Consider the following 22667-nt stretch of genomic DNA (forward strand, 5'->3'; position numbering starts at 1 on the left):
CGCCGGCCCCGAATAATTACTTGTCCCATGCTAAACACATGGGCCTTCGGGGATGTTCCGGAGGGTCATCCGGCTAGTTATCCCTGGTGGGGATAGCCCGTGGCCGTCGGCGGGACGAATGTCTCCTTGATCGTGCGCGGGCTCACCCAGCGCAGGAGGTTGTAGATCGAGCCCGCTTTGTCGTTTGTGCCCGATGCGCGGCCGCCGCCAAAAGGCTGCTGGCCGACAACGGCGCCCGTTGGCTTGTCGTTGATGTAGAAGTTGCCTGCGGCAAACCTGAGCGTCTCGCTCGCGCGGGCGACCGCGGCCCGGTCCCGGGCGATCACCGCGCCCGTGAGCCCGTAGGGCGCACCACGGTCGACGTGCGTCAGCACCTGGTCGAAATCCCCGTCGTCGTACACGTGCACGGCGAGCAACGGCCCGAAGTACTCCGTGCAAAACATCTCGTGGTCGGGGTCGGAGCCGACCATCACCGTCGGCCGGACGAAGTACCCGGTCGAGTCGTCGGCCGTGCCTCCCGCCACGACCTCCACCGACGGGTCGTCGTGGGCCGCGCGCTGTGCCGCCGTCACCTTGTCGAAGGCCCGGCGGTCGATCACCGCGCCGAGGAAGTTGCGGAAGTCGGTGACGTCGCCCATCGGGAGCGCCTCCACCTCGTCGACGAGGTCGTCGCGCAGGCGGGACCAGACCGACCGCGGGACGAACGCGCGTGAGGCGGCCGAGCACTTCTGCCCCTGGTACTCGAAGGCGCCCCGGACGAGCGCGGTGCGCAGCACGTCGACGTCGGCCGAGGGGTGGGCGACCACGAAGTCCTTGCCGCCCGTCTCCCCGACCACGCGCGGGTAGGTGGCGTAGGAACCGATGTTCGCGCCGACCTGCTGCCACAGGTACTGGAAGGTGGCCGTCGAACCGGTGAAATGGATGCCCGCGAGCGCACGGTCGGCGAGCAGCACCTCGGAGATCTCCCGCCCGTCGCCGGTGAGCAGGTTGATCACACCGGGCGGCAGCCCCGCCTCCTCGAGCAGTCGCATCGTCATGTGCGCCGCGAGCCCCTGGGTGGGGGAGGGCTTCCAGATCACGGTGTTGCCCATGAGCGCGGGTGCGGTGGGCAGGTTGCCGGCGATCGCGGTGAAGTTGAACGGCGTGATCGCGTAGACGAAGCCTTCGAGCGGGCGGTAGTCCATGCGGTTCCACACGCCCGCGCCGCTGTTCGGCTGGTTCTGGTGGATCTGACGCGCGAAGTGCACGTTGAAGCGCCAGAAGTCCGCGAGCTCGCACGCGGAGTCGATCTCCGCTTGGATCGCGGTCTTCGACTGGCCCAGCATCGTGGCGGCGTTCATCCGGTCCCGCCACGGGCCCGAGAGCAGGTCGGCGGCCCGCAGCACCACGGCTGCGCGCTCGTCGAAGGGCATCGCGCGCCACACCGGCGCCGCCCGCAGTGCCGCCTCGACCGCGGCCTTCGCGTCCTCGTGACCGGCATTGGCGTAGGTCCCCAGTACGTGCCCGTGGTCGTGCGGGGCGACGACATCGATCCGGGGACCACCGGGCATGTGCCGGCGGCCGTCGACCGTGACGGTCAGCTCGTGGTGCTGCCCGCCCAGCTCGGCGAGCGCGGCCTGCAGGCTCGCGCGCTCGGGCGAGCGGGGTGCGTAGTCGCGCACGGGCTCGTTGCGCGGCGGCGGCGTGCTGGTGATCGCGTCCATGGCGAAGCCTCCCCGGGGTCAGGTGCCCAGAACCCTAGGAAGGTGCGCCGCCCGGCGGTTCATTCAGGCGGACGACGATGCGCATCCACTCTTGTCCGGTCGAACAAGTCTGCGCGCATGCCGTCGGCCCGGACTGCCGCGAGCAGCTGCAGGTGGTGCATCAACCGTGCACGGGGCTCGTCGAGGCGCAGTCCGCCCACGGCCACCGCCCGGCGCACCCGGTACCGCAGCGTGTTGGGATGCACGGTGAGCCGTTCCGCGGCCACGCGAACGTCCCCCATCGCGTCGAGCCACGCGAGCACCGAGCCGACGAGGTCGCTGCCGTGCTCACGGTCGTAGGCGGCCAGAAGTGTCACCGCCGGATCGCGCAGGTCGGGGCTCGTCTCCAGCAGGGCGAGGGTCTGGTTGAGCAGCACCTCGGCCCGCAGGTCGGAGAAGGCGGCAACGGTCGGGTCACCGGGCCCGTCCGGCATCGCGTCGAGCACCCGGTCGGCCTCCCGCCGTGAGGTCGCCACGCCGGCCAGCCCCGCCACCGCCGAGCCGATCCCGGCCTGCACGCGCACACCGGCGCGGCGCAGCGTCATCGCCGCGACCTCGCTGCACATGGCCAGGAGTGCGGGATCCGGGCGGTCCCCCGGCGCGTCCGGCAGTACGGCGTACACGCGGGCCCCGTCCGACGCCGTGAGTGCGGCCCGGCGGTAGGTCGCGGCGTGCACCGAGACGACGTCGGTGAGCTCGGCCAGGCTGAGTTCGTGGGTCGCAGGGTCCCCGGCCGGCAACGACCCGCGGTCGCGGACGGCGAAGGCGACCACGAGCGCCGTCGTCCGCTCGGCCAGTCCGAACACGCCGGCGACCAGGCCAGGGTCCGTCCGGCCGTCCAACAGCCCGGTCACCAGTTCGCGGCTCCACCGCGCACCCGGCGTCTCCCGGCTGCGGCGGCGGATCAGGTGCCCGGCCGCCACGCGTGCCGCGCCGAGCAGCACGTCGGCCGCGCGCTCGGCGAACGGTGTGGCGCCCTCCTGTACCCAGATCGTCCCCAGCTGCCGTTGACCTGCGTGGATACCGACGGCGAGCCTGCGTCGGACGCCGAGGTCGGCGTGCTCGTCGACGTGCACCACCTCCTCGCCGGTGCGCAGCCGGTCGAACACCCCCCACTCGCGCAGCATGCGCAGGTAGTCGGGCGGGCCCTGCCAGCCCAGGATGGACAGCCTGCGCAGCTCGTCGACCTGGGCGGCGTCGCTGTCGGACCGCGAGTAGGCGAGCACCCGGCTGGCCGTGTCCTCGATGCTGACGATGCCGTGGGTGAGCAGCGCCACCGTCTGGGCGAGTGAGAACAGCTCGCCCGGGCCGTCCTCGGCAGGATCGCCCCCGCTGTCCAGCACGTCCCTGGCCAGCGACTCCAGCCGCTCCCACCGGACGTCGGGACGCACCACCAGCAGCGGGACGCGCGCCGCTGACGCTGCGGCCCGAAGCTCGTCGACGGCGTCCCCGGCCTTGACGGCGACGGCGGCGGCGCGGCCGCGGGCCACCGTGCGCACGGCCGCCACGGCGTCGCGGCCCCGTGCGCCGATCACCAGGACGAGCTGCCCCGCGTACTGGTCGGGTTCGTCGTCGGGGTCGACGATCGTGAGCCCCGTGACGGGCACGTCGAGCCCCTTGGGTGACTCCACGACGTCGACCAGCGGTTCGCCGACGGCGGCCAGAACCTTCCGCAGGGTGGTGTCCACGGGCGATCGCCCCTTCGTCGCTCCGGCAGCCATGTCGGCTCAGACGAGCGCTACCCCCGAACCTTATCCGATCGGACAAGACTGGCCTGCGTGCGCCGGATCTACGGTCCTGCCCATGCTCCGTAGCGCCCTGCTTGCCGCCGCGCGGTCGCGGGCCGTCCGTGCCGCGGTCGAGGCCGGCCCGTTCGACCCGCTGGTCAACCGGTTCGTGGCGGGCACCACCGCGGACGACGCGATCGAGGCGGCCCGCCGGATCACGGCCGACCGCCTCGTGACCGTCGACCACCTCGGCGAGGACACCACCGACCGGGCGCAGGCCGAGGCGACGGTGGCCGCCTACCGGACGCTGCTGGGGCGGCTGCGTGAGGAGGGCCTGGCCGACCGCGTGGAGGTGTCGGTCAAGCTCTCCGCCCTGGGCCAGAGCCTCGCGGTCGACGCCGACAAGATCGCGCTGGACTCCGCGCGCCAGATCTGCGAGGCGGCCGCCGCGGCCGGCACCACCGTCACCGTCGACATGGAGGACCACACCACCATCGACTCGACGCTGGGAATCGTCCGTGACCTGCGGGTGGATCACCCGTGGGTCGGCGCGGTGCTCCAGGCCCAGCTGCGCCGCACCGAGGGCGACTGCCGCGACCTCGCAGGACCGGGCTCGCGGGTGCGGCTGTGCAAGGGCGCCTACGACGAGCCCGGCTCGGTCGCCTTCCTGCGCCGCTCGGAGGTCGACCGCTCGTACGTCCGCTGCCTGAAGATCCTGATGGCGGGGCAGGGCCTGCCGATGGTGGCCACCCACGACCCGCGGCTCGTCGAGATCGCGCGCTTCCTGGCCGGGCGCACCAGCCGCACGGCGACGGACTACGAGCTCCAGATGCTCTACGGGGTGCGGCCCCGCGCGCAGTCCGAGTTGGCGGCCGAGGGGCTGCGGGTGCGCGTGTACCTGCCCTACGGCACCGAGTGGTTCGGCTACTTCATGCGGAGGCTGGGCGAGCGCCCGGCGAACCTGGCCTTCTTCGCGCGCTCGCTGCTCACCCGCGGCTGACCGGCGACCTCGCAGCACGTGGCGCGTCCTCGCAGCGTGCCGGCGGGCTGCGAGGAGACCTGACGGGCTGCGAGGCCGTCAGGTCCGTACCCCCGCGCGTGGACGGATCTCGAAGACGGCCACCTGATCGGCCGCCGCGGCGAACTGCTCGGGGGTGCCGCGCTCGACGAGCCCGAGGCGGACGAAGAAGTCGACCCCGCCGGGCACCTCCGTCGGAAAGGCCCGCATCACCGCCCGGCGCAGGTCCGGGTCGGTCACCTCGGTCAGCGCGACGTCCTCGCGCCGTCGCCCGCGGGCGAGCTCGCCCCGGCCCGCCGCCCGGGCGTTGCCGGCCCAGTCGGATCGCGGCAGGCCCGCGACGACGTATCGGCGCCCGTTCACCACGAGCGGCGAGACGGGGGTGGCGCGCGGACGCCCCGAGATCCGGCCCGGGACGGTCAGGACGTGGATCGTCCCGAGCGGGAGGCCGGCCCGCTGGAGGGCCTTGACGAGCCGGTTCACCACGGGGAGCCAGGACGGTAGCTGTGATGCACCCATGAAAATTCCTTCGACAGTCGAAATGATGACTCGAGGCTAGACTCCTTCGAGTGTCGAAGCAATTGGCAGTCGAGCGTGCCGCTCGGGCCGCCGAACGGTTCGGGAACGCAGCCGACGCCGTGGACGCGGCGGCCGCCGACCTGCTCGGCGTCAACCGCACGGACCTGCGCATCCTCGGCGCGGTGGCGGACGGCGCGCTGACCGCAGGGCAGGTCGCCGCCGCCGTCGGGCTCAGCCCCGCCGCAGCCACCACAGCGATCCAGCGGCTCACCGCCCGTGAGTACCTCACCCGCGAACCCGATCCGGACGACCGCAGGCGCGCCGTTGTCGCGCTGACGCCGTCGGCCCGGCGGCGCGCGGAGGAGATCTACGGGCCGGTGGGGGAGGCCGGCACCGACGAGCTACAGCGCTTCACGGTCGCCGAGCTCACGGTGATCGCCGACTTCCTCGAGCGCGGTCGGGCTTTCCAGCTGGCGCAGGCCGAGCGGATCCGCGGACTGGTCGGAACCGGGCCGGCGGATGGACCTCAGTAGATGGCGGTGAATCGTCGCTGGACGTACCGGGGGAGCTCCACCTCGTCGAGTACGGCCACCGCGAGGTCCTCGACGGAGATGTCGCTCGTGCCGTCGGCGCGGACGAGCAGCTGGTCGCCGCCGGTGCGGAGGCGGCCCGTGCGCTCGCCCGGTCGGACCAGGCCGGCCGACGGGCTGAGATAGGTGAGGCCGACATGCGCGACCTGGTGGCGTCGCTGGGGTTGCCTGCGGTCACCTGATCAGCCCGCCACGGGCGCCTGGGTCAGGCGTTGCCGTAGACGCGCTGTGGCTCGACCAGCACGACCACCCGGCGCTCCTCGCGCATCACGCGGTCATAGGTGTCCCAGTCGTCGTGCGTGCCGCCCGCGCCGGTGAACACCTCGCGCAGGAGCAGCCGCAGGCGCTCGGCGTCGATGCCGTCGACGGGGTCGTCCGGACCGATGAGCTCGCTCATCCCGTCGGCGCCCGCCCACTGCCACCCGGCCCGCCAGAGGATCGAGGTCGCCGGCCGGGCGCGCAGATTGCGCAGCTTCACCGGGCCGTAGGTGACGTACCCGACGACGGGCGTACCGGTCAGCGGATGGTTCACCACCCCCGCGTTGACCAGCGACGAGTGCGGTGTGCCGTCGGCCCGCACGACGGAGACGCTCGCGAGCCCGTTCTCCTTCGGCACGATGCGGTGGACGGGAGCCAGGTCGGGTGCAGCCATGCGACCGAGTCTTGCACCCTGCGGCCCGGATCGCCGTCCCCCGATCCGTCGCACGCGGCACTCTCATGCGATGCGGCGCACCCCGGCGTCGGTGCTGAGGAAGAGGCCGCGCAGCCCGATCTCCGCGCGTTCGCAGGTGAGCGTCAGCGCACGCCTCCACTCGCGGTCGGAGGGCAGCACTGCCTCGGGGCCGCGGCGTTCGAGCGTGAGGATCACCGATCCCGGACCGAGATCGGTCGTGAGCTCCTCGCGTAGCCCGGCCAGGACGACGGCGAGGCCGTCGAGCGGGCCTGACTCCGGGTGCTCGGGAAGGTCGGAGATCGGCATGACGACTGGAGTCTGCCGGCAGTCCCCGTCGACGAACATCACCCAGAGTTGGCGGACCACGGCCGCGGTGCCGACCAGATCGGTGACGCGCCGGAGCACGTCGGCGTCGGTGAGCAGGAGCGGAGCGTCTGCGGCGTTCGGAATCGGCATGCCACGAGCGTGACGACCGACCCCCGTCCGCGTGGCCGTTCGGAACAAGCTGTGGACAACTCCGCCGCCGCGCCACCACCCCTCCCGGAGTCGCCGACCCCCCATGATCGGCGCGAGATCCGGCTTTCGGCCGTCGCGAGGGCGGAATTCCCGATCTCGCGCCGATCTTCGCTCCTTCCAGGGCGTTGGCGGGCGAGTCGCCCGAATCCGCGCCCGCGGGTCGCCCGTTCCGGCGCCGGTCCCTGGGCCGCGCCATGATCGGTGCGATATTGGGTTATCTGCCCTCACGGGGGCGGAATCCCCGATCTCGTGGCGATCTTGGCTCGCGAGTCGCTCGTTGTCCGCCGGGTGAGCAGGCGGTTGCAGGCCGCAGGTCGCCCGTTCCGGCGCCGGTCCCTGGGCCGTGCGCCATGATCGATGCGAGATCCGGTTATCCGCCCTTGCGGGGGCGGAATCCCTGATCTCGTGACGATCTTCGCTCGTCTCGCGCCATCGGGGGCGACTCGCTCGCGGACGCGTCGACCGAACCGCCCGCACGTTGTTCCCGGTGAGCGGCCCGTTCCGGGCGCGTGGGCCGCCGGCCGCCGGCCGAACCGCGCCCGGCGAGTCGCTTGTTCCGGAGGGTTCCGGACACCGCCACCATGATCGGTGTGAGATCCGGCTTTCGACCGTTGCGGGGGCGGAATCCCTGATCTCGTGACGATCTTCCTTCGGCCTCGCGTCATCGGCGGCCGGCACGGCCTCCAGAATCGGGCGACTCACGGGCCGGCGAGTCGCACGTCCGGGCACCGGTCGCCCCGCCGGGAGCGCGAGTCGCCCGATCGGGACTCGGCCGCCATGATCGGTGCGAGATTGGGTTTTCGGCCGCCGCGAGGGCGGAATTCCCGATCTCGCGACGAACTCGCGGTCGAGCCACACGAACCGCGCCCGCGTGCCGCCTGTTCCGGAGGTTCCCGTAGCCCGCTGGCGATCTTCCCCGCGGGGCGTTGGCGCGAGGGTCGCTCGAACCGCGTCCGCGGGTTCGCCGGTTTCGGCGCCGGTCGCTGGACCCGGCCGCCATGATCGGCGCGAGATCGGGTTATCCGCCCTCGCGAGGGCGGAACTCCTGATCTCGTGGCGATCTTTCCCCCGGGCGTTGGCGAGCGGGTCGCCCGGCCGCGTCGGCGGGTCGCCCGTTTCGGCGCCGGTCCCTGGGACGCGCCATGATCGGCGTGAGATCGGGTAATCCGCCTCGCGGGGGCGAAACCCCGATCTCGTGGCGATCTTCCCCCGGGGCGTTGGCGGGCGAGTCGCCGAACCGCGCCCGCGGGTCGGCCGTCCGTCATGATCGCCGTGAGATTCGGTTGTTTGCCCTCGTGGGGGCGCAGGTCCTGATTTCGCGGCGATCTTCGCTCGCCGGGTCAGGGGGTTAGGTGTTCCAGGGCCTCTGCCAGGTCGATCACGTCGGCGTACTTGGCGTCGAGGTCGGTGAGGTTGGACTCGTGGAGGGCGAGGGTGCGGTCGGCGCACGCCTGCCGGACGACCTGCGGGCGCAGTCCGTGGCCCAGGGCGTCGGTGGCGGAAGCTCGGACGCAGCCGGACGTCGAGACGCCGCAGACCACCACGGTGTCCACGCCGAGGGCGTGCAGGGTGGGGGCCAGTGACGTGGCGAAGAACGCCGAGGCGTACTGCTTCACGACCAGGGGCTCCCCGGTCAGGGGCTTGAGTGTCAGCTCGCCCCAGCCTCCGGCCGCTCCCTCGGCGAAGGCGGTCAGCGCGGGCACCTTCCGCACGAAGAGCCCGCCGTCGACGAGGTCGGGGGAGTAGCGCACCACCGTCCAGACGACGGGGTGGCCGCCCGCCCGCGCGGCATCCACGAGTTCGGCGGTGGCGGCCACCGCGGGTGCGGGATCGGGCAGTTCGAAGGGCCCGCCCCGCTCGGTGTAGGCGCGGACCAGGTCCACCACCAGCACCGCGGGCCGGGCGCCCCACCCCACGCGTCCCGAGAACGAACTGCCGTGCGGGCTGGTCATGAGGTCGACCAGACCGGGCGCTTCGGCGCGGGCAGGCCGGTCTCCGCTTCGCAGCGTTCGAGGAGCTCGTCGATGGGCGGGCCCATGTCGAACACCGGCAGCTCCGCGGGACGGTCGGCGCGCAGCCGGTTGCGCAGCTCCGCCGTGGCTGCGTCGTCCACCTCGCCGGCCTCGGAGACCACCACGCCATAGCGCTGCGCTCCCGTCGCCGTGACGAGTCCGCGCCGCACCTCCAGCGCGACGAGTGCCGGGTCGCGTTCCAGCGGGTCGCCCCAGCCACCCCCGCCCCACGTGACGAAGTGCAGCACGTCGCCGGGGAAGACGGGTACGTCATGGCACTTCGAGGGGAGCACCTCGCGGGTGCCGTCGACGCGGTCGATCCACTTCCTGCCACGCGCGCCGGGCGTGCCGCCGTTGACGCCCCACGGGTAGGTCAGCCACCGGTCGTCGTGGATCGCGATGGTGCCCGGCTCCTCGAATACGTACGCCACGTCGACACCGTTGCCCCCGCGATGGAGCCCGGCGCCACCGGTGTCGGCGATCGTCTCCCACTTCTCGATCCGCAGCGGGTAGTAGGACTCCAGGTATTCGCACGGGATGTTGACGAAGCTCGGCCACAGCGAATGGCCGTCGGGTCCGTCGCCGAGCGGGCGTCCGGGGATGCCGCCGAAGCCGATCGAGTAGAGCTGGAACCACTCGCCCTTGCGGTCGCCGCCGGAGTAGTGCCCCGAGTACATGAAGTGTGGGGACGAGGAGAAGCCCGCCGCGTTGAGCAGCGCCGGGTCGGTCTGGCCCAGGAGTCCGCCGAACAGGTCGAACACGCGGCCGATTCCGTGGTTGCGCCCGTTGAGCGACGCCGGGTGCTTCGGCTTCCAGTACGAGCCGTCCGGGATCGTGACGTCGACCAGCGGGTAGAACCCGTCGTTCCAGAGGATCTGCGGGTCGGCCACCGTGATCATGTAGATCCCGAAGAACATCCGGGTGAGGTTCTCGTTGATGTAGTAGTTGATCGGCCCGGCGGCCTGCGGGCTCGACCCGGTGAAGTCCAGGTGCACCTTCTCGCCGGTGCGGGTGAGCGAGAGCTTCAGCTCGTAGGGGCCGTTGCCGACGCCGTCGTCGCAGATGTAGTCGGTGAACGAGAGGGTCTTGCCCTCCTCGAACACCATCTCCAGCAGCACCTTCATCGCGTCGTAGTTGCGCTGCAGCAGCGCGTCGAGCGCGGACAGGTAGGTGGCCGTGCCGAACCGTTCACACATCTCGACCACCCGCCTGCCGGCCGTGCGGCAGGCGGCGATGAGGCCGTTGAGGTCGGCGCGGTTCCAGTCCGGCATCCGGACCTGGTTGAGGATGATCCGCAGCGCATCCTCGTTGAGCGCGCCCTTGCGGTAGAGCTTGAAGGGCGGGATCACCACGCCCTCCTCGTAGATCGTGCGGGCGTCGGTGGGCATCGAGCACGGCGTCTTGCCGCCGACGTCGGACATGTGCCCGAACATCGACGCCCAGCCCACGATGCGGCCCTCGTGGAAGATCGGCATGACGATCAGCCAGTCATTGGCGTGGCTGATCGCGGCGCCGCACGCGTACGGGTCGGACGTCAGCAGGACGTCGCCCTCCTCGACGGTGTCGTCGAACCCTTCGAGGAAGTCGGGCACGGAGAGCCCGAACTGGCCGACGACCATCTTCCCGCTGGGGTCACCGATAAGTGGGAACTCGTCGTGCTGCTCCCGGATGCCCGGCGAGAGCGCCGTGCGGAACAGCACCTCGTCCATCTCGTAGCGGGCGTTGCGCAGCCCGTTCTCGATGAGGTCGAGGGTGACGGGGTCGACGGCGGTCTTCTCGATCTCGCCGGTTGCGGTCTCGATGATCCGTGCCATGCGCTCAGCCCTCCACGGGGTTGATCAACAGGCTGCCGGACGGGTGCACCGTCGCCGTGTGACCGGGCAGCACGAGGGTGGTGGAGTCCATCTCCGTGACGATCGCGGGCCCGGTGATCACGTCACGGGCGTGCAGCTTGGTGCGGTCGTAGACGTGGGCGTCGACCGGTCCGCCGGAGACGTGGATCGGGTGCGTGTCGAGCAGGGCTGCGGACGGGTCGCCGTCGCCGTCCGGAAGGCGCGTGGCCGCCACCTGCGGGCGGGGGCCCGACACGGTGGCACGGGCGTTGACCAGTTCGTGGTCGGTGCTGAGCAGGAACGAGAACAACCGCTCGTGCTCCAGATCGAACGCACTGGAGAGCGTGGTGAGCGCCGACGCGGGGTCGTCGAGCCAGCGGGGGTCGACGTCGATGCCGATCTCGAAGCCCTGGCCGTGGTAGCGCACGTCCACCTGGTAGGTCGTGGTCTGGTCGGGCCCGGCGACGCCCTGCTCGGCGAGCCGCCCGCCCGCCTCCGCGGCCAGCTCGCGCAGGATTCCGGCGAGGTCGTCGCCGGTCAGGTCGTGGAACCGCCGCAGCACCGTGCGGGCCGACTCGCTGCGTTTGGACGTGGTGGCGTCACCCAACGCGCAGAGCACACCCGGTGACGGCGGCACGATCACCGGCCACGCGCCGGTCAGCTTCCCCAGGGCGTTGGCGTGCAGCGGGCCCGCTCCGCCGAACGCGACGAGCGCGAAGTCGCGCGGGTCGAAGCCCTGCTGCACCGATACGAGTCGCAGGCCGCCGAGCATGTTCTCGTTGACGATGTCGACGATTCCCGCGGCCGCCGCCTCCGCTGTGGGCAGCCCCATCGCTTCGGCGACCTTGCCGACGGCGTTCCGCGCGGCGTCGACGTCGAGGGTGATCTCGCCGCCCGCCAGCGACGGGGGGAGGTAGCCGAGCACCACGTTCGCGTCCGTGACCGTCGGCTCGGTGCCGCCCTTGCCGTATCCGGCGGGGCCCGGGTCGGCGCCCGCGGACTGCGGGCCGACGCGCAGCGCCTTCGTCAGCTCGGGAACGTGCGCGATGGAGCCGCCGCCTGCGCCGACCGTCCGGACGTCCACACTGGACGCTCGCACCGTCAGGTCGCCGACCTTCGTCTCGCGACCGATCCGGGGCGTGAGGTTCTGTACGAGGGCGACGTCGGTGGAGGTGCCGCCCATGTCGAACGTGATCAGGTCGGAGTAGCCGCACTGCTCGGCGGTCCACACCGCGCCCGTGACGCCGCCCGCCGGCCCCGAGAGCAGCATCGTCACGGGGGCGGCGATAGCGGCGTCCGCCGTGGACAGCCCGCCGTCGCTGCGCAGGATGGCCAGCTCGCCGGCCACACCGCCCTCGGCGAGCTTGCCCGACAGCGTCTCGACATAGCGCTTGACCTGCGGCTGCACATAACCGTTGGCCACGGTGGTGACCGTGCGCTCGTACTCGCGCAGCTCGGGCAGCACGTCGGAGGAGAGCGAGACCGGCACGCCGGGGAGCATCTCTGCCGCGATCTGCGCGATGCGCCGCTCGTGGGCGGGGTCGGCGAAGGAGTTGATCAGAGCGACGGCCAGCGCGTCGATCCCGTGGAGCTTCGCCAGCTGCGTGCGGACGTCGGCCTCGTCGAGATCGCGGATCACCGTGCCGTCGGAGGCGAGGCGCTCGTCGACCTCCACGGTGTTCTCCAGCGCAGCGAGCGGCTCCGGCTTCGGCCAGATGATCCAGCCGGCCAGCCCGCCGGGCACGTACGAGCGCGCGATCTGCAGAACCTGCCGGAAGCCCTTCGTCGTGACCAGCCCGACGGTGGCGCCCTTGCCCTCCAGGATCGCGTTGGTGGCCACCGTGGTGCCGTGCAGTACCTGGGCGACGTCCGAGAGGGCGATCCCGGCCTCGTCGCACACCTTGCCGATGCCGTTGAGCACGCCCACGGCCTGGTCGTACGGCGTGGAGGCGGTCTTGGCGCGCCACGTGGTGCCGCTCGCCTCCTCCACCAGCAACACATCGGTGAAGGTGCCTCCGACGTCGACACCGAGGCGATAGGTCATGGAGCCTCCTGCTCACGAGCGACCCGCAACATCACGGTGCGGGCGTTCTGGATGTGTGCGGTCATGACGGCCTGCGCCCACGTGGGATCGCCCGCCCGGATCGCGGCGACGATCTCGACGTGGTGGGCCAGGCTGCGGCGCAGCGAGGCGTCGTCGTAGGCGTGGAAGTTGCGGAGCTGGATCGGGGCATGGATGGCGCCGGCGAGTGCGGTGGCGAGCGCGGGCTGGGCGGCCACCACCACCAGCCGGTCGTGGAACCTGCGGTTGAGCGGCACGAGGGCGTCGAGGTCCTGGTCCGGCCCGGGCAGGCCCACGTCGAGCATCGTGCGCGCCAACTCGTCGAGGACGGTGATGTCGGCGGCGTCGGCGCGGGGGACCGCGAGCGCGGTGATCCGGGGTTCGAGCGCCGAGCGCAGGTCGAACACGCCCTCCAGTTCGGCCACCGTCCAACTGGCCACGCGCGCACCGCGGTTGGGAACGATCTCGACCAGGCCCTCCGCGGCCAGCCTGCTCAGCGCCTCGCGCACCGGCGTGCGGCTCACGCCGAGACGTTCGGCCAGCTCCACCTCGCCGAGACGGGTACCAGCGGTGAGGTCACCGCGCAAGATCAGCTCCCGCACCGCGCCCACGGCCCGTTCCGACGCCCTCGTCGCACAACCTCCTCGGCTGATTGTGTGCAAAATAGGCCCAGCGGTCGCCCCATGGCAAAGCGCGACGGCCATGCCTTAACTTGTTGTATACAAATTGGGAGGTTGACGTGGGAAACCTGTTGCGACAACCCGCTGCGCCCCGGGCTCGGCTGCGCGAACTGCTGGCCGGGCCGCAGCCCGTGTCCGCACCCGGCGCCTACGACGCGCTCTCGGCCCGGCTCGTCGAGGAGGCCGGGTTCGACGTCGTGTACATGACCGGCTTCGGCACCACCGCCTCCCTCATCGGGCGCCCCGACGTCGGGCTCCTCTCTGCCGCCGAGATGATCGACAACGCCCGGCGCATCGTCGCAGCGGTGGACGTCCCGGTGATCGCGGACGCCGACACCGGCTACGGCAACGCGATCAACGTGGTGCGCACGGTGCAGGCCTACGAGCAGGCCGGTGTGGCCGGGATCCACCTCGAGGACCAGGTCATGCCGAAGAAGTGCGGCCACATGAGCGGCAAGGCCGTGGTTCCTGCCGAGGAGATGGTGGGCAAGCTGCATGCTGCCGTGGCCGCCCGCCGCGATCCCGATCTCGTGATCATCGCCCGCACCGATGCCGCTGCCGTCGAAGGGCTGGACGCAGCGATCACGCGGGCGCGCGCGTACGCCGAGGCGGGCGCGGACATGTTGTTCGTCGAGGCGCCGACCAGTGAGGACGACATCGCGCGGGTGGCGCAGGAGCTGAAGGGCGTGGCTCCGCTGGTCTTCAACTGGGCCGAGGGTGGCCGCACCCCGCCGATCCCGCTGGAGCGGATCGGCGACCTCGGGTTCGCACTGGTCCTCTATCCGATCGGCACCCTGCTGGCCGCGACCACTGCCATCCGGTCCCTGCTGGCGACGATCCGGGCCGACGGCACGCCTGCCGCGGCGTTGTCGGGGCTCCCGGCATTCGCCGAGTTCACCGACTTCATCGGGCTGCCCGAGGTGCTCGATCTGGAGCAGCGCTGGGGCGGCTGAACCGGGCCGCCGCGAACGTACTCGTCGAGGGTCAGGCCACGGTGCCGACGAAGACCTCGGGCGGGCAGCCGAAACCGTAGGGGTCGGGCATGAGGTCCTCGGGGTTGCCGCTCGGGGGCAGGACCTTCTTGCCGGAGACGTCGACGATCAGCTGCGTGCCCTCGCCGTCCTCGATGAGCGCGGTGCCGTCGGTGTTCTGCTGGACGAGCTTCGCGCCGGCGAACCGGGCGGGGTCGACCACGGGGTTGCCGACCCGCTCCGCCTCCGCCCGGCATGCCGGCTCCTGGGCCTTGAAGAACGCCACCGCGTCGGGCGCGGCCGTCACCGTGGTGGTCGCTGTCGGAAAGGTGGTCGGCGCGGCCGCCGTGGTCGTGTCCTGCGCAACCGGCGCGGTGGTGGGCGCGGCAGCGGTGGCGGGCGGCGACTCTCCGCTCGAGGTGCACCCGACGAGGGCCGCCGCCGCAACCAGACCGATGAGCACCACACGCAGTCGCATGCAACGGAAATCTATTGTGGACCGTCGAGCCGATCTACCGCCGTACGCAGGCAAATCGCCCTATTTCTGCGGTTCGTCGCGTCCGAGCCGGACCGACGCTCAGAGCCTCGGATCGACGGCTCGCTACAGGTGTTCGGGGAGGGCTCGTCAAAGTCCGCGGGCACCTCGAACAGCCCGGCATCTCGTCCCAGCACGCGCGGCACGCCCAGCTGTACCGGCACGAGGCGCGCGACGGGCTCACCGCTACGGGTGATGACCACTTCCTCGCCCTCGGCCACTCGGCGCAGGAGGTCGGAGAGCGTCGTCTTCGCCTCATGCACTCCGACTTCGACCATGGACCCCATCTTGGCCAACTCGGTAGCCAAGTCGATGCGATCCCCTGATCGAGGGCGGCCCCGATCGGTGCCACCGGGTCCGCCCGCCTAGTCTCGGATGTCATGAGCCGGGACAAGGTGCGGGTGGCCGTGGTGTTCGGCGGCCGCAGCAGCGAGCACGCCATCTCCTGCATCTCCGCCGGGTCGGTGCTCTCGCACCTCGACCGCGAACGCTTCGAGGTCGTGCCGGTCGGCGTCACCAGGTCCGGGGCCTGGGTGCTAGGCACGAACGACCCGCATGAGCTGGTGATCTCGGGCCGTGAGCTCCCGTCCGTCGACGAGTCGCGCACCGCGCTGGCGCTGCCGGGCGACCCGACGCGCGGTGGGCTCGTCGTCCTCGACCAGGACCGCGCAGGTGAGGTCTTCTCCGGGGTCGACGTCGTGTTCCCGGTGCTGCACGGCCCGTTCGGCGAGGACGGCACGATTCAGGGCCTGCTGGAGATGGCCGGGGTGCCCTACGTCGGCGCGGGCGTGCTCGCGAGCGCGGCCGGCATGGACAAGGAGTTCGCCAAGAAGCTGCTGGCGGCCGACGGCCTGCCCATCGGCGATCTCGTGGTGCTCCGGCGCGGCACCAACACCCTCACGCCCGAGCAACGCGAACGCTTGGGACTGCCGGTGTTCGTGAAGCCCGCGAGGGCCGGGTCGTCGGTGGGGATCACGCGGGTCACCGACTGGGCCGACCTGCCCGACGCGATCGCCACGGCCCGCGAGCACGACCCGAAGGTGCTGGTGGAGGCCGCGATCGTGGGACGGGAGGTCGAGGTCGCCGTCCTGGAGTTCCCGGACGGCACGGTGCGGGCGAGCGTGCCCGCCGAGATCCGGATCGTCGGCACCGGTGCGGGCGGCACCACCCCCGAGTTCTACGACTTCGAGGCCAAGTACCTCGACGACGTCTGTGAGTTCGACATCCCCGCCAAGTTGGGCGACGCGGAGTCCGAGCGGCTGCGGGAGCTGGCCGTGGCCGCGTTCCGGGCGCTCGACGGCCAGGGTCTGGCGCGTGTCGACTTCTTCGTCGGGCCGAACGGCGAGGTCACCGTGAACGAGGTGAACACCATGCCCGGGTTCACCCCGATCTCGATGTTCCCGCGGGCGTGGGCGGTGACCGGCCTCGACTACCCGACGCTGCTCACCACGCTCGTGGAGACGGCGCTCGCGCGGGGCACCGGCCTGCGCTGACTCAGACTCCGGCGATCGTCCGCCAGATGAGGAAGCCGTTCAGGAGGATGATCACCGCCGCGGCGAGCCCGGCGACCGCGGTGGTGAGCCGCCGGTTGACCAGCTCGGCCATGATCTCGCGATTGCGGGTGAGCAGCACGAGCGGTACCAGCGCGAACGGGATGCCGAACGACAGCACCACCTGGGAGAGCACCAGCGCCTGGGTGGGATCCACGCCGATGCCCAGCACCACGAGCGCGGGGGCGAGGGTGAGGAGCCTGCGCAGCAGGAGTGGGATCCGGCGCCGGATGAACCCCTGCATCACCACCTGCCCCGCATAAGTGCCCACCCCGGACGAGGCGAAGCCCGAGGCCAGCAGGGCCAGTGCGAATGCGAACGCGGCGGGCTGGTCGAGCACCCGGGCGAGGCCCGCGTAGACGCCCTCCAGGGTATCGGTGTCCGGCACGCCGGTGCCGAAGAACAGAGCCGCGGAGATCACCAGCATCGACGCGTTGACCAGCCCCGCCAGCCCCATGCCGATGAGGACGTCGATCTGCTGGTACCGGAGCAGGAAGCGCCGTTCGCTCACGGTGGTGGACGGGATGCGGGTGTTGGTGAGCGCGGAATGCAGGTAGATGACGTGGGGCATCACGGTGGCCCCGAGGATCCCCGTGGCCAGCAGCAGGCTGTCGGTGCCCTCGAAACGGGGGACGAGCCCGGCGGCGGCAGCGCTGGGGTCGACGCCGATGCGCAGCACCGTGCTGAGGAACCCGAGCAGGATGACGCCGAAGAGGCCCGCGATGGCCAGCTCGAACGGGCGGTAGCCGCGGCCTTGGAGGCCGAGCAGCGCGAACGCGACGATCCCGGTGATCACCCCGCCGGTGAGCAGCGGGATCCCGAACAGCAGGTGCAGCGCGATCGCCCCACCGATCACCTCGGCCAGGTCGGTGGCGATGGCCACGAGCTCGGCCTGCACCCACATCACACGGGTCACCGGCCGCGGGAACCGCTCGCGGCACATCTCCGGCAGGTTGCGCCCGGTGGCCAGCCCGAGCTTGGCCGAGAGCGTCTGGATGAGCATCGCCAGCAGGTTGGCGGCGACGATCACCCACAGCAGCAGATAGCCGAACTCGGCGCCTGCCGAGAAGTTCGTGGCGAAGTTGCCGGGGTCGACGTAGGCGATCGCGGCGACGATCGCCGGGCCGAAGAAGGCGAGCCGGCCCCGGACTCTGCCGCGGGCCCGCAGTTCCTCGATGGTGGACGGGGCGGGCTGTGTGGCCGTCACGACTGCGGCACTTCGACGCCGGGGGCCTCGTCGACGATGTGGCCGTGCACCAGCCTCGTGAGAGGGTCGCCGAGGGGATGGCGCTCGTCGCCGATCCGCACCCAGCGCGGACCTCCGAACGGGGCCTGCTCCTCGACGCCGACGACGGCGCCGGGCACGACCCCGAGGTCGCCGAGGTAGCGCAGCGCCGCACTGTCACGGTCGGAGACGCGTTCGACGAGGAACCGCCGACCGGCCGGCACGGTGGACAGCGCCGCGCCCCAGTTCTCCTCGTGCGGCCCGTCACGCGGCGGGATGGGGTCGCCGTGGGGGTCGTGGGTGGGGTGGCCGAGCGCGGCGTCGATGCGCTCCTCGAGCCGCTCGGACAGGGCGTGCTCCAGCAGCTCGGCCTCTGCGTGCACCTCGTCCCACGGCACGCCGAGCGTGCGGGCGAGGAAGGTCTCCAGCAGCCGGTGGCGACGCACCACGCGGAGCGCAGCGCGTTCCCCGCTGGCGGTGAGCTGTAGTGATCTATGGTCCGGCCGGGTGATCAGCTCGCCGTCCTCCAGGCGCTTGACCATGGACGAGACCGACGGGGACGAGACGTGCAGCTCGTGGGCCAGCTGGCCGGTGGTGACCGGGCCTTCGCGATGGGCGAGGTGGTATATCGCCTTGAGGTAGTCCTCGGTGGCCCGCGACATAGTCACCATGAAGAACGATGGTAGACGCGTCTAACGACTCTCGCTAGCGCACTCTCACGGGCACCGCAGGCAGCTCTGCGCGGATCACGTCGGACAGCTGCTGGAGGGGGCCGCTGCCGGAGTCGACCGGTTCGGTCACCACCACGTAGATCGGACGGTCCACAGCGACGTAGGTGACGACCTCGGGGTTCGGTGCGTCGTCGGAGAGCTGCAGCCACTGCACGCCGTTGATCTCCAGGAGCGCCGAGGCCGGGTTCAGCTCGGACGGGCGCGGGAGGCCGCAGCGCAGCACCACGGGCTGGGGCGCCGCTGCCCACGCGTGCACGCCGGGCTGCGCCGGCTCGGCCTGCTGGCGGGTCGGCAGGGTGCCGTCGCCGGAGGACAGGCCGGCCGGGAGCGCAGCCAGCAACTTCGTGCAGTCCGGGCCTGTCGCGTCCGGTGCGTCCACCGGCACCACCGCGAGGGGCCCGGTCTGCGGGGGCGCGGGTGTGGGCTCACCGACCCCCCGAACCCTCGCTGTGATGGAGATCGCGGCCACGGCCACGGCGAGCAGCAGCGGCAGCGCGATCGCGATCACGACCGGTAGCGAGGGCCGGGAACGGACGGTGGGAGCCATGGCTCAGGAGGCTAGGTGCACCACTGGGCACGTCAGGGTGCGGGTGATGCCTGCAACGCCCTGGACCTGGGCAACCACGAGCTGGCCCAGGAGGTCGACGTCATTGGCCTGGGCGCGCACGATCACGTCGTAAGGTCCGGTGACGTCCTCCGCGGACAGCACGCCCGTGATGCCGGAGATCTCCGCTGCGACAGCAGCGGCCTTCCCGACCTCCGTCTGGACCAGGATGTAAGCCTGCACCACGGCGTGCCCCTTCCACTTCGGTTGAGCTCTCCGGGGTAGGAAAGTCGGAAGCCGAACGTACCGGAGGTACCGCTGTGCCGACATCGTTCCCGCCCCCCACCGGGGACGCCGAGGCGGAAGACACACTTTCGACCCTCGGCGAGTTCGGGCTCATCGCCCGGCTCAATGCCGGCCGCGCCCAGCCCGCAGGCACGCTCCTCGGTCCCGGCGACGACGCCGCGGTGGTGGCCGCGCCCGACGACCGCGTCGTTGCGTGCACCGACGTGCTGGTCGAGGGCGTGCACTTCCGGCTCGACTGGTCCGCCCCCGACCAGGTCGGACGCAAGGCGGCAGCCGCCAACCTGGCCGACATCGCGGCGATGGGAGCGGTGCCCACCGCGTTGCTCGTGGGGCTCGCGTGCAGCCGGGACACGCCCGTCGAGACGTTGACGGCCCTGGTGGACGGCCTGTGGACGGAGGCGGGGATCGTGGGTGTCGGGGTGGTCGGTGGCGACGTGGCCTCGTCACCGACGCTGGTGCTCTCGGTCACCGCGCTCGGAACACTGGAGGGACGGGCCCCGGTCACGCGCGCAGGGGCGCGGCCGGGCGACGTCCTGGCGATCTGCGGACGGGTCGGGTGGTCGGCGGCAGGTCTCGCCGTGCTGGCTCGCGGGTTCCGATCGCCGGTGGCGGTGGTCGGAGCGCACCGCGTGCCGGACCCGCCCTACGCTGCCGGTCCGCAGGCGGCGAAGGCCGGCGCCACATCGATGATCGACATCTCGGACGGGCTCATCGCCGATCTCGGCCACGTCGCACGGGCGTCGGGCGTGCTGCTCGACGTGCGCAGCCGCGCCTTCGACGTGCCCGCCCGGCTGGTGGATGTCGGTGCCGCGCTGGGTGTCGACCCGCTGCAGTGGGTGCTCACCGGTGGCGAGGACCACGCGCTCGCGGCCACCTTCTCCGGTCCGCTCCCCGAGGGCTGGACCGAGATCGGCACGGTCCGCGCGGGTGACCCCGCCGTGCTGGTGGACGGGCGGCCCTACGAAGGGCCCCAGAACGGATGGGACCACTTCACCCGCTGAGGGGGCATGGCTGCGGGCGTCGGCTGTGTGCGCCCGGCGGCGTGACGGTGGGCACGTGCCGGGGCGTCGTGAGTGGACCCGGTGCTAGGTTTTCACCGTCAGCTCTGACGGTGAAAACGGGTTGGAGGTGCTCATGACCACACGCGATCACCAGCGTGCGGCGACCTATCGAAGGATCGTCGACGTTGCGGTGGAGTCGCTGGTGGAGTCCGGCTTCGCCGCGACGACCACGGTGGAGGTGCAGCGCCGAGCCGGCCTCAGCCGCGGTGCGCTCCTGCACCACTTCCCCACCAAGGAACAGCTGTTCACCGCGGCCGTCCACCGGCTGGTGGAGTTCCATCTCGAGGCCTTGTGGGAAGAGCTAGCGGCCGCCCCGCCCGACACCGACCCGGTGGCGCGCGGCGTGTGGGTGCTGCGACGCGCGAGCAGGCGGCCGTCGTTCGGCGCGGAGCTCGAGCTGTGGGGCGCCGCGCGCACCGACGAGCGGCTGCGTACGGCGTTGCGCTCTGCCGAGCGTGGCGCTCTCGCTGAACTGCACGCCGTGATCGACGCGATCTTCGGTCCCGAGATCGCCGCCCGGCCCCGCTATCCGATCGTCGTCGACCTGACCGTCCAGCTGATGCGCGGGCTCGCGATCAGCGCGTCGCTGCAAGAGCGGGTCAGGGACGAGGAGCCCCTGATCGACCACTGGGCGGACATCGTCCGCGGACTCCTCACCACCGGCCCCGCCCGACCCGATTCCTGATCTCCGGAGGTGCCCCCGACATGCCACCTACGCACGAGGTCGCCAACCAGGTGCCACCGCTGGGAGACGTCGACACGGCCGCCGACCCCGCGCTGTTGGAAGCGCTGCACCGGGAGGGCGCGGGCTGGGCCGAGGCGGAGGTCCACGCGGCCGGCAGGCTCGCCGGGAGCGAGCAGGCCCGGGAATGGGGCCGGCTCGCGAACGAGTACCCGCCGGTGCTGCGCACGCACGACCGCGTCGGACATCGGATCGACGAGGTCGAGTTCCACCCGGCATGGCACGAACTGCTGGGCACGGCCGTCCGGCTGGGCCTGACCGCCGGCCCGTGGCAGGACGACCGGCCCGGCGCGCACGCCGCCCACGCGGCCACCAGTCTCGCCTGGACGCAGGTCGAGGCCGGGCACATGTGTCCGGTCGGGATGACCTACGCCGCGGTGCCGACCTTGCGGCACGCCCCGGACCTTGCCGCCGTCTACGAGCCGTTGCTCGCGGCGCGGACGTACGAGCCGGGATCGCGCCCGCCTGCGCAGAAGCAGGGACTGCTCGCCGGGATGTCGATGACGGAGAAGCAGGGCGGCTCGGATGTCCGCACCAACACCACACGGGCGGTGCCCGCAGCCGACGGCACCTACCGCTTGACCGGGCACAAGTGGTTCACCTCGGCACCGATGTGCGACGTGTTCCTGGTGCTCGCCCAGGCGCCCGGCGGCATGTCCTGCTTCCTGCTGCCCCGGATCCTGCCCGACGGCAGCCGCAACCGGATGTACCTGCAGCGGCTCAAGGACAAGCTGGGGAACCGGTCGAACGCCTCGGCTGAGCTCGAGTACGACGACGCCGTGGCCTGGCTGGTCGGAGAGGAGGGCGACGGGCTGCGGCTGATCCTGGAGATGGTCGACAACTCACGCCTGGCCGTCACCGTCTGGAGCGCGGCCGGGATGCGGGCGGCCACGGTGGCGGCCGTGCGTCACGCCACGCACCGCAAGGCGTTCGGCGCCTACCTCCACGACCAGCCGTTGATGCGCAACGTGCTGGCCGACCTGGCGCTGGAGAGCGAGGCCGCCACCGCGCTGGTGATGCGGATCGCCGGCGCCACCGACCGTGCCGTCCGTGGCGACGACAACGAGGCGGCGTTTCGGCGGATCGCGGGGGCCGTCGGCGAGTACTGGGTCTGCAAGCGCACACCGGCCCATGCGGGAGAGGCGCTGGAGTGCTTGGGCGGCAACGGGTACGTCGAGGACTCGGGGATCCCGCGCCTGTACCGGGAGGCGCCGCTGAACTCGGTCTGGGAGGGCTCGGGCAACGTCATCGCGCTCGACGTCCTGCGAGCGCTGCACCGCGAGCCCGAATCGGTCGTGGCGTTCGTGGGGGAGCTCGACGCCGCTCTCGGCGCCGACCGCCACTACGACTCCGCCGTCGCACGTCTGCGTTCCGAGCTCGCGGCAGCGCAGGCGGCCGGGCCGGGGGATCCGGCCGTCCAGTTCGGGGCGCGGCGCCTGGCGGAGCAGATGGCCCTCACGCTGCAGGCGTCGTTGCTCCTGCGCCACGGTCATCCCGCGGTGGCCGACGGCTTCTGTGCGTCCCGCCTGGCCGGCGACCGGGGCCACACGTTCGGCGCCCTCCCCGCGGGAGCCGATGTGGGGCCGCTGATCGAACGGGCCCTGCTCAAGGCCGCATAGTGCCCGCCGGGA

The 22667-nt window shown here is 71.8% G+C and carries 22 protein-coding genes; 7 read left to right on the forward strand and 15 right to left on the reverse strand.

Features of this window, described 5'->3' with window-relative positions; genetic code table 11:
• Positions 1-77: 77 nt before the first annotated feature.
• Both pruA and ACQPZQ_RS09190 read right to left on the reverse strand, forming a co-directional pair.
• On the reverse strand, positions 78-1703 hold the full coding sequence (gene pruA, locus ACQPZQ_RS09185; RefSeq protein WP_433294038.1) for an L-glutamate gamma-semialdehyde dehydrogenase: 1626 nt from the start codon (positions 1701-1703) through the stop codon (positions 78-80).
• Positions 1704-1762: 59 nt separating this feature from the next.
• Positions 1763-3430, reverse strand: a complete 1668-nt coding sequence (locus ACQPZQ_RS09190; protein WP_433294040.1) for a PucR family transcriptional regulator — start codon at positions 3428-3430, stop codon at positions 1763-1765.
• 115 nt (positions 3431-3545) lie between these two features.
• Between ACQPZQ_RS09190 and ACQPZQ_RS09195 the strand changes: the two genes are divergently transcribed.
• On the forward strand, positions 3546-4469 hold the full coding sequence (locus ACQPZQ_RS09195; RefSeq protein WP_433294043.1) for a proline dehydrogenase family protein: 924 nt from the start codon (positions 3546-3548) through the stop codon (positions 4467-4469).
• Between the two features lie 78 nt (positions 4470-4547).
• Here ACQPZQ_RS09195 and ACQPZQ_RS09200 read toward each other — a convergent pair whose 3' ends face one another.
• Positions 4548-5006 carry a nitroreductase/quinone reductase family protein gene (locus ACQPZQ_RS09200; RefSeq protein ID WP_433294045.1) on the reverse strand — a complete coding sequence of 153 codons (459 nt, stop codon included), beginning with the start codon at positions 5004-5006 and terminating at the stop codon, positions 4548-4550.
• Between the two features lie 50 nt (positions 5007-5056).
• On the opposite strand from ACQPZQ_RS09200, the gene ACQPZQ_RS09205 reads away from it, so the two are divergent.
• Complete coding sequence (locus ACQPZQ_RS09205; protein ID WP_433294047.1) at positions 5057-5539, forward strand: MarR family winged helix-turn-helix transcriptional regulator; 483 nt, start codon at positions 5057-5059, stop codon at positions 5537-5539.
• A gap of 262 nt (positions 5540-5801) precedes the next feature.
• Here the strand turns inward: ACQPZQ_RS09205 and ACQPZQ_RS09210 are convergent, their stop codons facing one another.
• From ACQPZQ_RS09210 to ACQPZQ_RS09235, 6 genes are all read right to left on the reverse strand, one after another.
• The gene (locus ACQPZQ_RS09210) at positions 5802-6248 is read right to left on the reverse strand and encodes a TIGR03618 family F420-dependent PPOX class oxidoreductase (RefSeq protein WP_433294049.1); all 447 of its coding nucleotides are present in this window, start codon (positions 6246-6248) and stop codon (positions 5802-5804) included.
• A 63-nt stretch (positions 6249-6311) separates the two neighbouring features.
• Positions 6312-6725 (reverse strand): hypothetical protein, encoded by a 414-nt coding sequence (locus ACQPZQ_RS09215; protein ID WP_433294051.1) that lies wholly within the window; start codon positions 6723-6725, stop codon positions 6312-6314.
• 1400 nt (positions 6726-8125) lie between these two features.
• Complete coding sequence (locus ACQPZQ_RS09220; protein ID WP_433294053.1) at positions 8126-8737, reverse strand: isochorismatase family protein; 612 nt, start codon at positions 8735-8737, stop codon at positions 8126-8128.
• Positions 8734-10611: a hydantoinase B/oxoprolinase family protein gene (locus ACQPZQ_RS09225; RefSeq protein WP_433294055.1), complete on the reverse strand. Its 1878-nt coding sequence runs from the start codon at positions 10609-10611 to the stop codon at positions 8734-8736. Before ACQPZQ_RS09225 ends, ACQPZQ_RS09220 begins: the two co-directional genes overlap by 4 nt.
• 4 nt (positions 10612-10615) lie before the next feature.
• Complete coding sequence (locus ACQPZQ_RS09230; protein ID WP_433294057.1) at positions 10616-12673, reverse strand: hydantoinase/oxoprolinase family protein; 2058 nt, start codon at positions 12671-12673, stop codon at positions 10616-10618.
• Positions 12670-13302 (reverse strand): GntR family transcriptional regulator, encoded by a 633-nt coding sequence (locus tag ACQPZQ_RS09235; protein ID WP_433294059.1) that lies wholly within the window; start codon positions 13300-13302, stop codon positions 12670-12672. The genes ACQPZQ_RS09230 and ACQPZQ_RS09235 overlap by 4 nt, the downstream gene beginning before the upstream one ends.
• A 128-nt stretch (positions 13303-13430) precedes the next feature.
• On the opposite strand from ACQPZQ_RS09235, the gene ACQPZQ_RS09240 reads away from it, so the two are divergent.
• Positions 13431-14324 carry an isocitrate lyase/PEP mutase family protein gene (locus tag ACQPZQ_RS09240; RefSeq protein ID WP_433294061.1) on the forward strand — a complete coding sequence of 298 codons (894 nt, stop codon included), beginning with the start codon at positions 13431-13433 and terminating at the stop codon, positions 14322-14324.
• 31 nt (positions 14325-14355) lie between these two features.
• Here the strand turns inward: ACQPZQ_RS09240 and ACQPZQ_RS09245 are convergent, their stop codons facing one another.
• Entirely contained in the window at positions 14356-14820 is a 465-nt protein-coding gene (locus ACQPZQ_RS09245) for a hypothetical protein (RefSeq protein ID WP_433294063.1), read from the reverse strand.
• Between the two features lie 11 nt (positions 14821-14831).
• Positions 14832-15155: a type II toxin-antitoxin system Phd/YefM family antitoxin gene (locus ACQPZQ_RS09250; protein ID WP_433294065.1), complete on the reverse strand. Its 324-nt coding sequence runs from the start codon at positions 15153-15155 to the stop codon at positions 14832-14834.
• A gap of 102 nt (positions 15156-15257) precedes the next feature.
• Between ACQPZQ_RS09250 and ACQPZQ_RS09255 the strand changes: the two genes are divergently transcribed.
• The gene (locus ACQPZQ_RS09255; RefSeq protein WP_433294067.1) at positions 15258-16370 is read left to right on the forward strand and encodes a D-alanine--D-alanine ligase family protein; all 1113 of its coding nucleotides are present in this window, start codon (positions 15258-15260) and stop codon (positions 16368-16370) included.
• A 1-nt stretch (position 16371) separates the two neighbouring features.
• Here ACQPZQ_RS09255 and ACQPZQ_RS09260 read toward each other — a convergent pair whose 3' ends face one another.
• The 4 genes from ACQPZQ_RS09260 to ACQPZQ_RS09275 are packed head-to-tail and all read right to left on the reverse strand — an operon-like array spanning position 16372 to position 19173.
• Complete coding sequence (locus tag ACQPZQ_RS09260) at positions 16372-17634, reverse strand: Nramp family divalent metal transporter (protein WP_433294069.1); 1263 nt, start codon at positions 17632-17634, stop codon at positions 16372-16374.
• A complete protein-coding gene (locus ACQPZQ_RS09265) occupies positions 17631-18323 on the reverse strand; it encodes a metal-dependent transcriptional regulator (RefSeq protein ID WP_433294071.1) in 693 nt (230 codons plus the stop codon). The genes ACQPZQ_RS09260 and ACQPZQ_RS09265 overlap by 4 nt, the downstream gene beginning before the upstream one ends.
• Positions 18324-18357: 34 nt before the next feature.
• Positions 18358-18930 (reverse strand): DUF3515 domain-containing protein, encoded by a 573-nt coding sequence (locus ACQPZQ_RS09270; RefSeq protein ID WP_241041354.1) that lies wholly within the window; start codon positions 18928-18930, stop codon positions 18358-18360.
• Between the two features lie 3 nt (positions 18931-18933).
• Complete coding sequence (locus tag ACQPZQ_RS09275; RefSeq protein ID WP_241041353.1) at positions 18934-19173, reverse strand: Lrp/AsnC ligand binding domain-containing protein; 240 nt, start codon at positions 19171-19173, stop codon at positions 18934-18936.
• Between the two features lie 74 nt (positions 19174-19247).
• Between ACQPZQ_RS09275 and ACQPZQ_RS09280 the strand changes: the two genes are divergently transcribed.
• The 3 genes from ACQPZQ_RS09280 (at position 19248) to ACQPZQ_RS09290 (ending at position 22655) form a co-directional block, all read left to right on the forward strand.
• Complete coding sequence (locus ACQPZQ_RS09280; RefSeq protein WP_433294073.1) at positions 19248-20234, forward strand: thiamine-phosphate kinase; 987 nt, start codon at positions 19248-19250, stop codon at positions 20232-20234.
• A gap of 133 nt (positions 20235-20367) precedes the next feature.
• Positions 20368-20979 carry a TetR/AcrR family transcriptional regulator gene (locus ACQPZQ_RS09285; RefSeq protein WP_433294075.1) on the forward strand — a complete coding sequence of 204 codons (612 nt, stop codon included), beginning with the start codon at positions 20368-20370 and terminating at the stop codon, positions 20977-20979.
• Between the two features lie 20 nt (positions 20980-20999).
• Positions 21000-22655, forward strand: a complete 1656-nt coding sequence (locus tag ACQPZQ_RS09290) for an acyl-CoA dehydrogenase family protein (protein WP_433294078.1) — start codon at positions 21000-21002, stop codon at positions 22653-22655.
• Positions 22656-22667: the final 12 nt, after the last annotated feature.

It is taken from the genome of Pseudonocardia sp. CA-142604, from assembly GCF_050948475.1.
GTDB lineage: Bacteria > Actinomycetota > Actinomycetes > Mycobacteriales > Pseudonocardiaceae > Pseudonocardia > Pseudonocardia alaniniphila.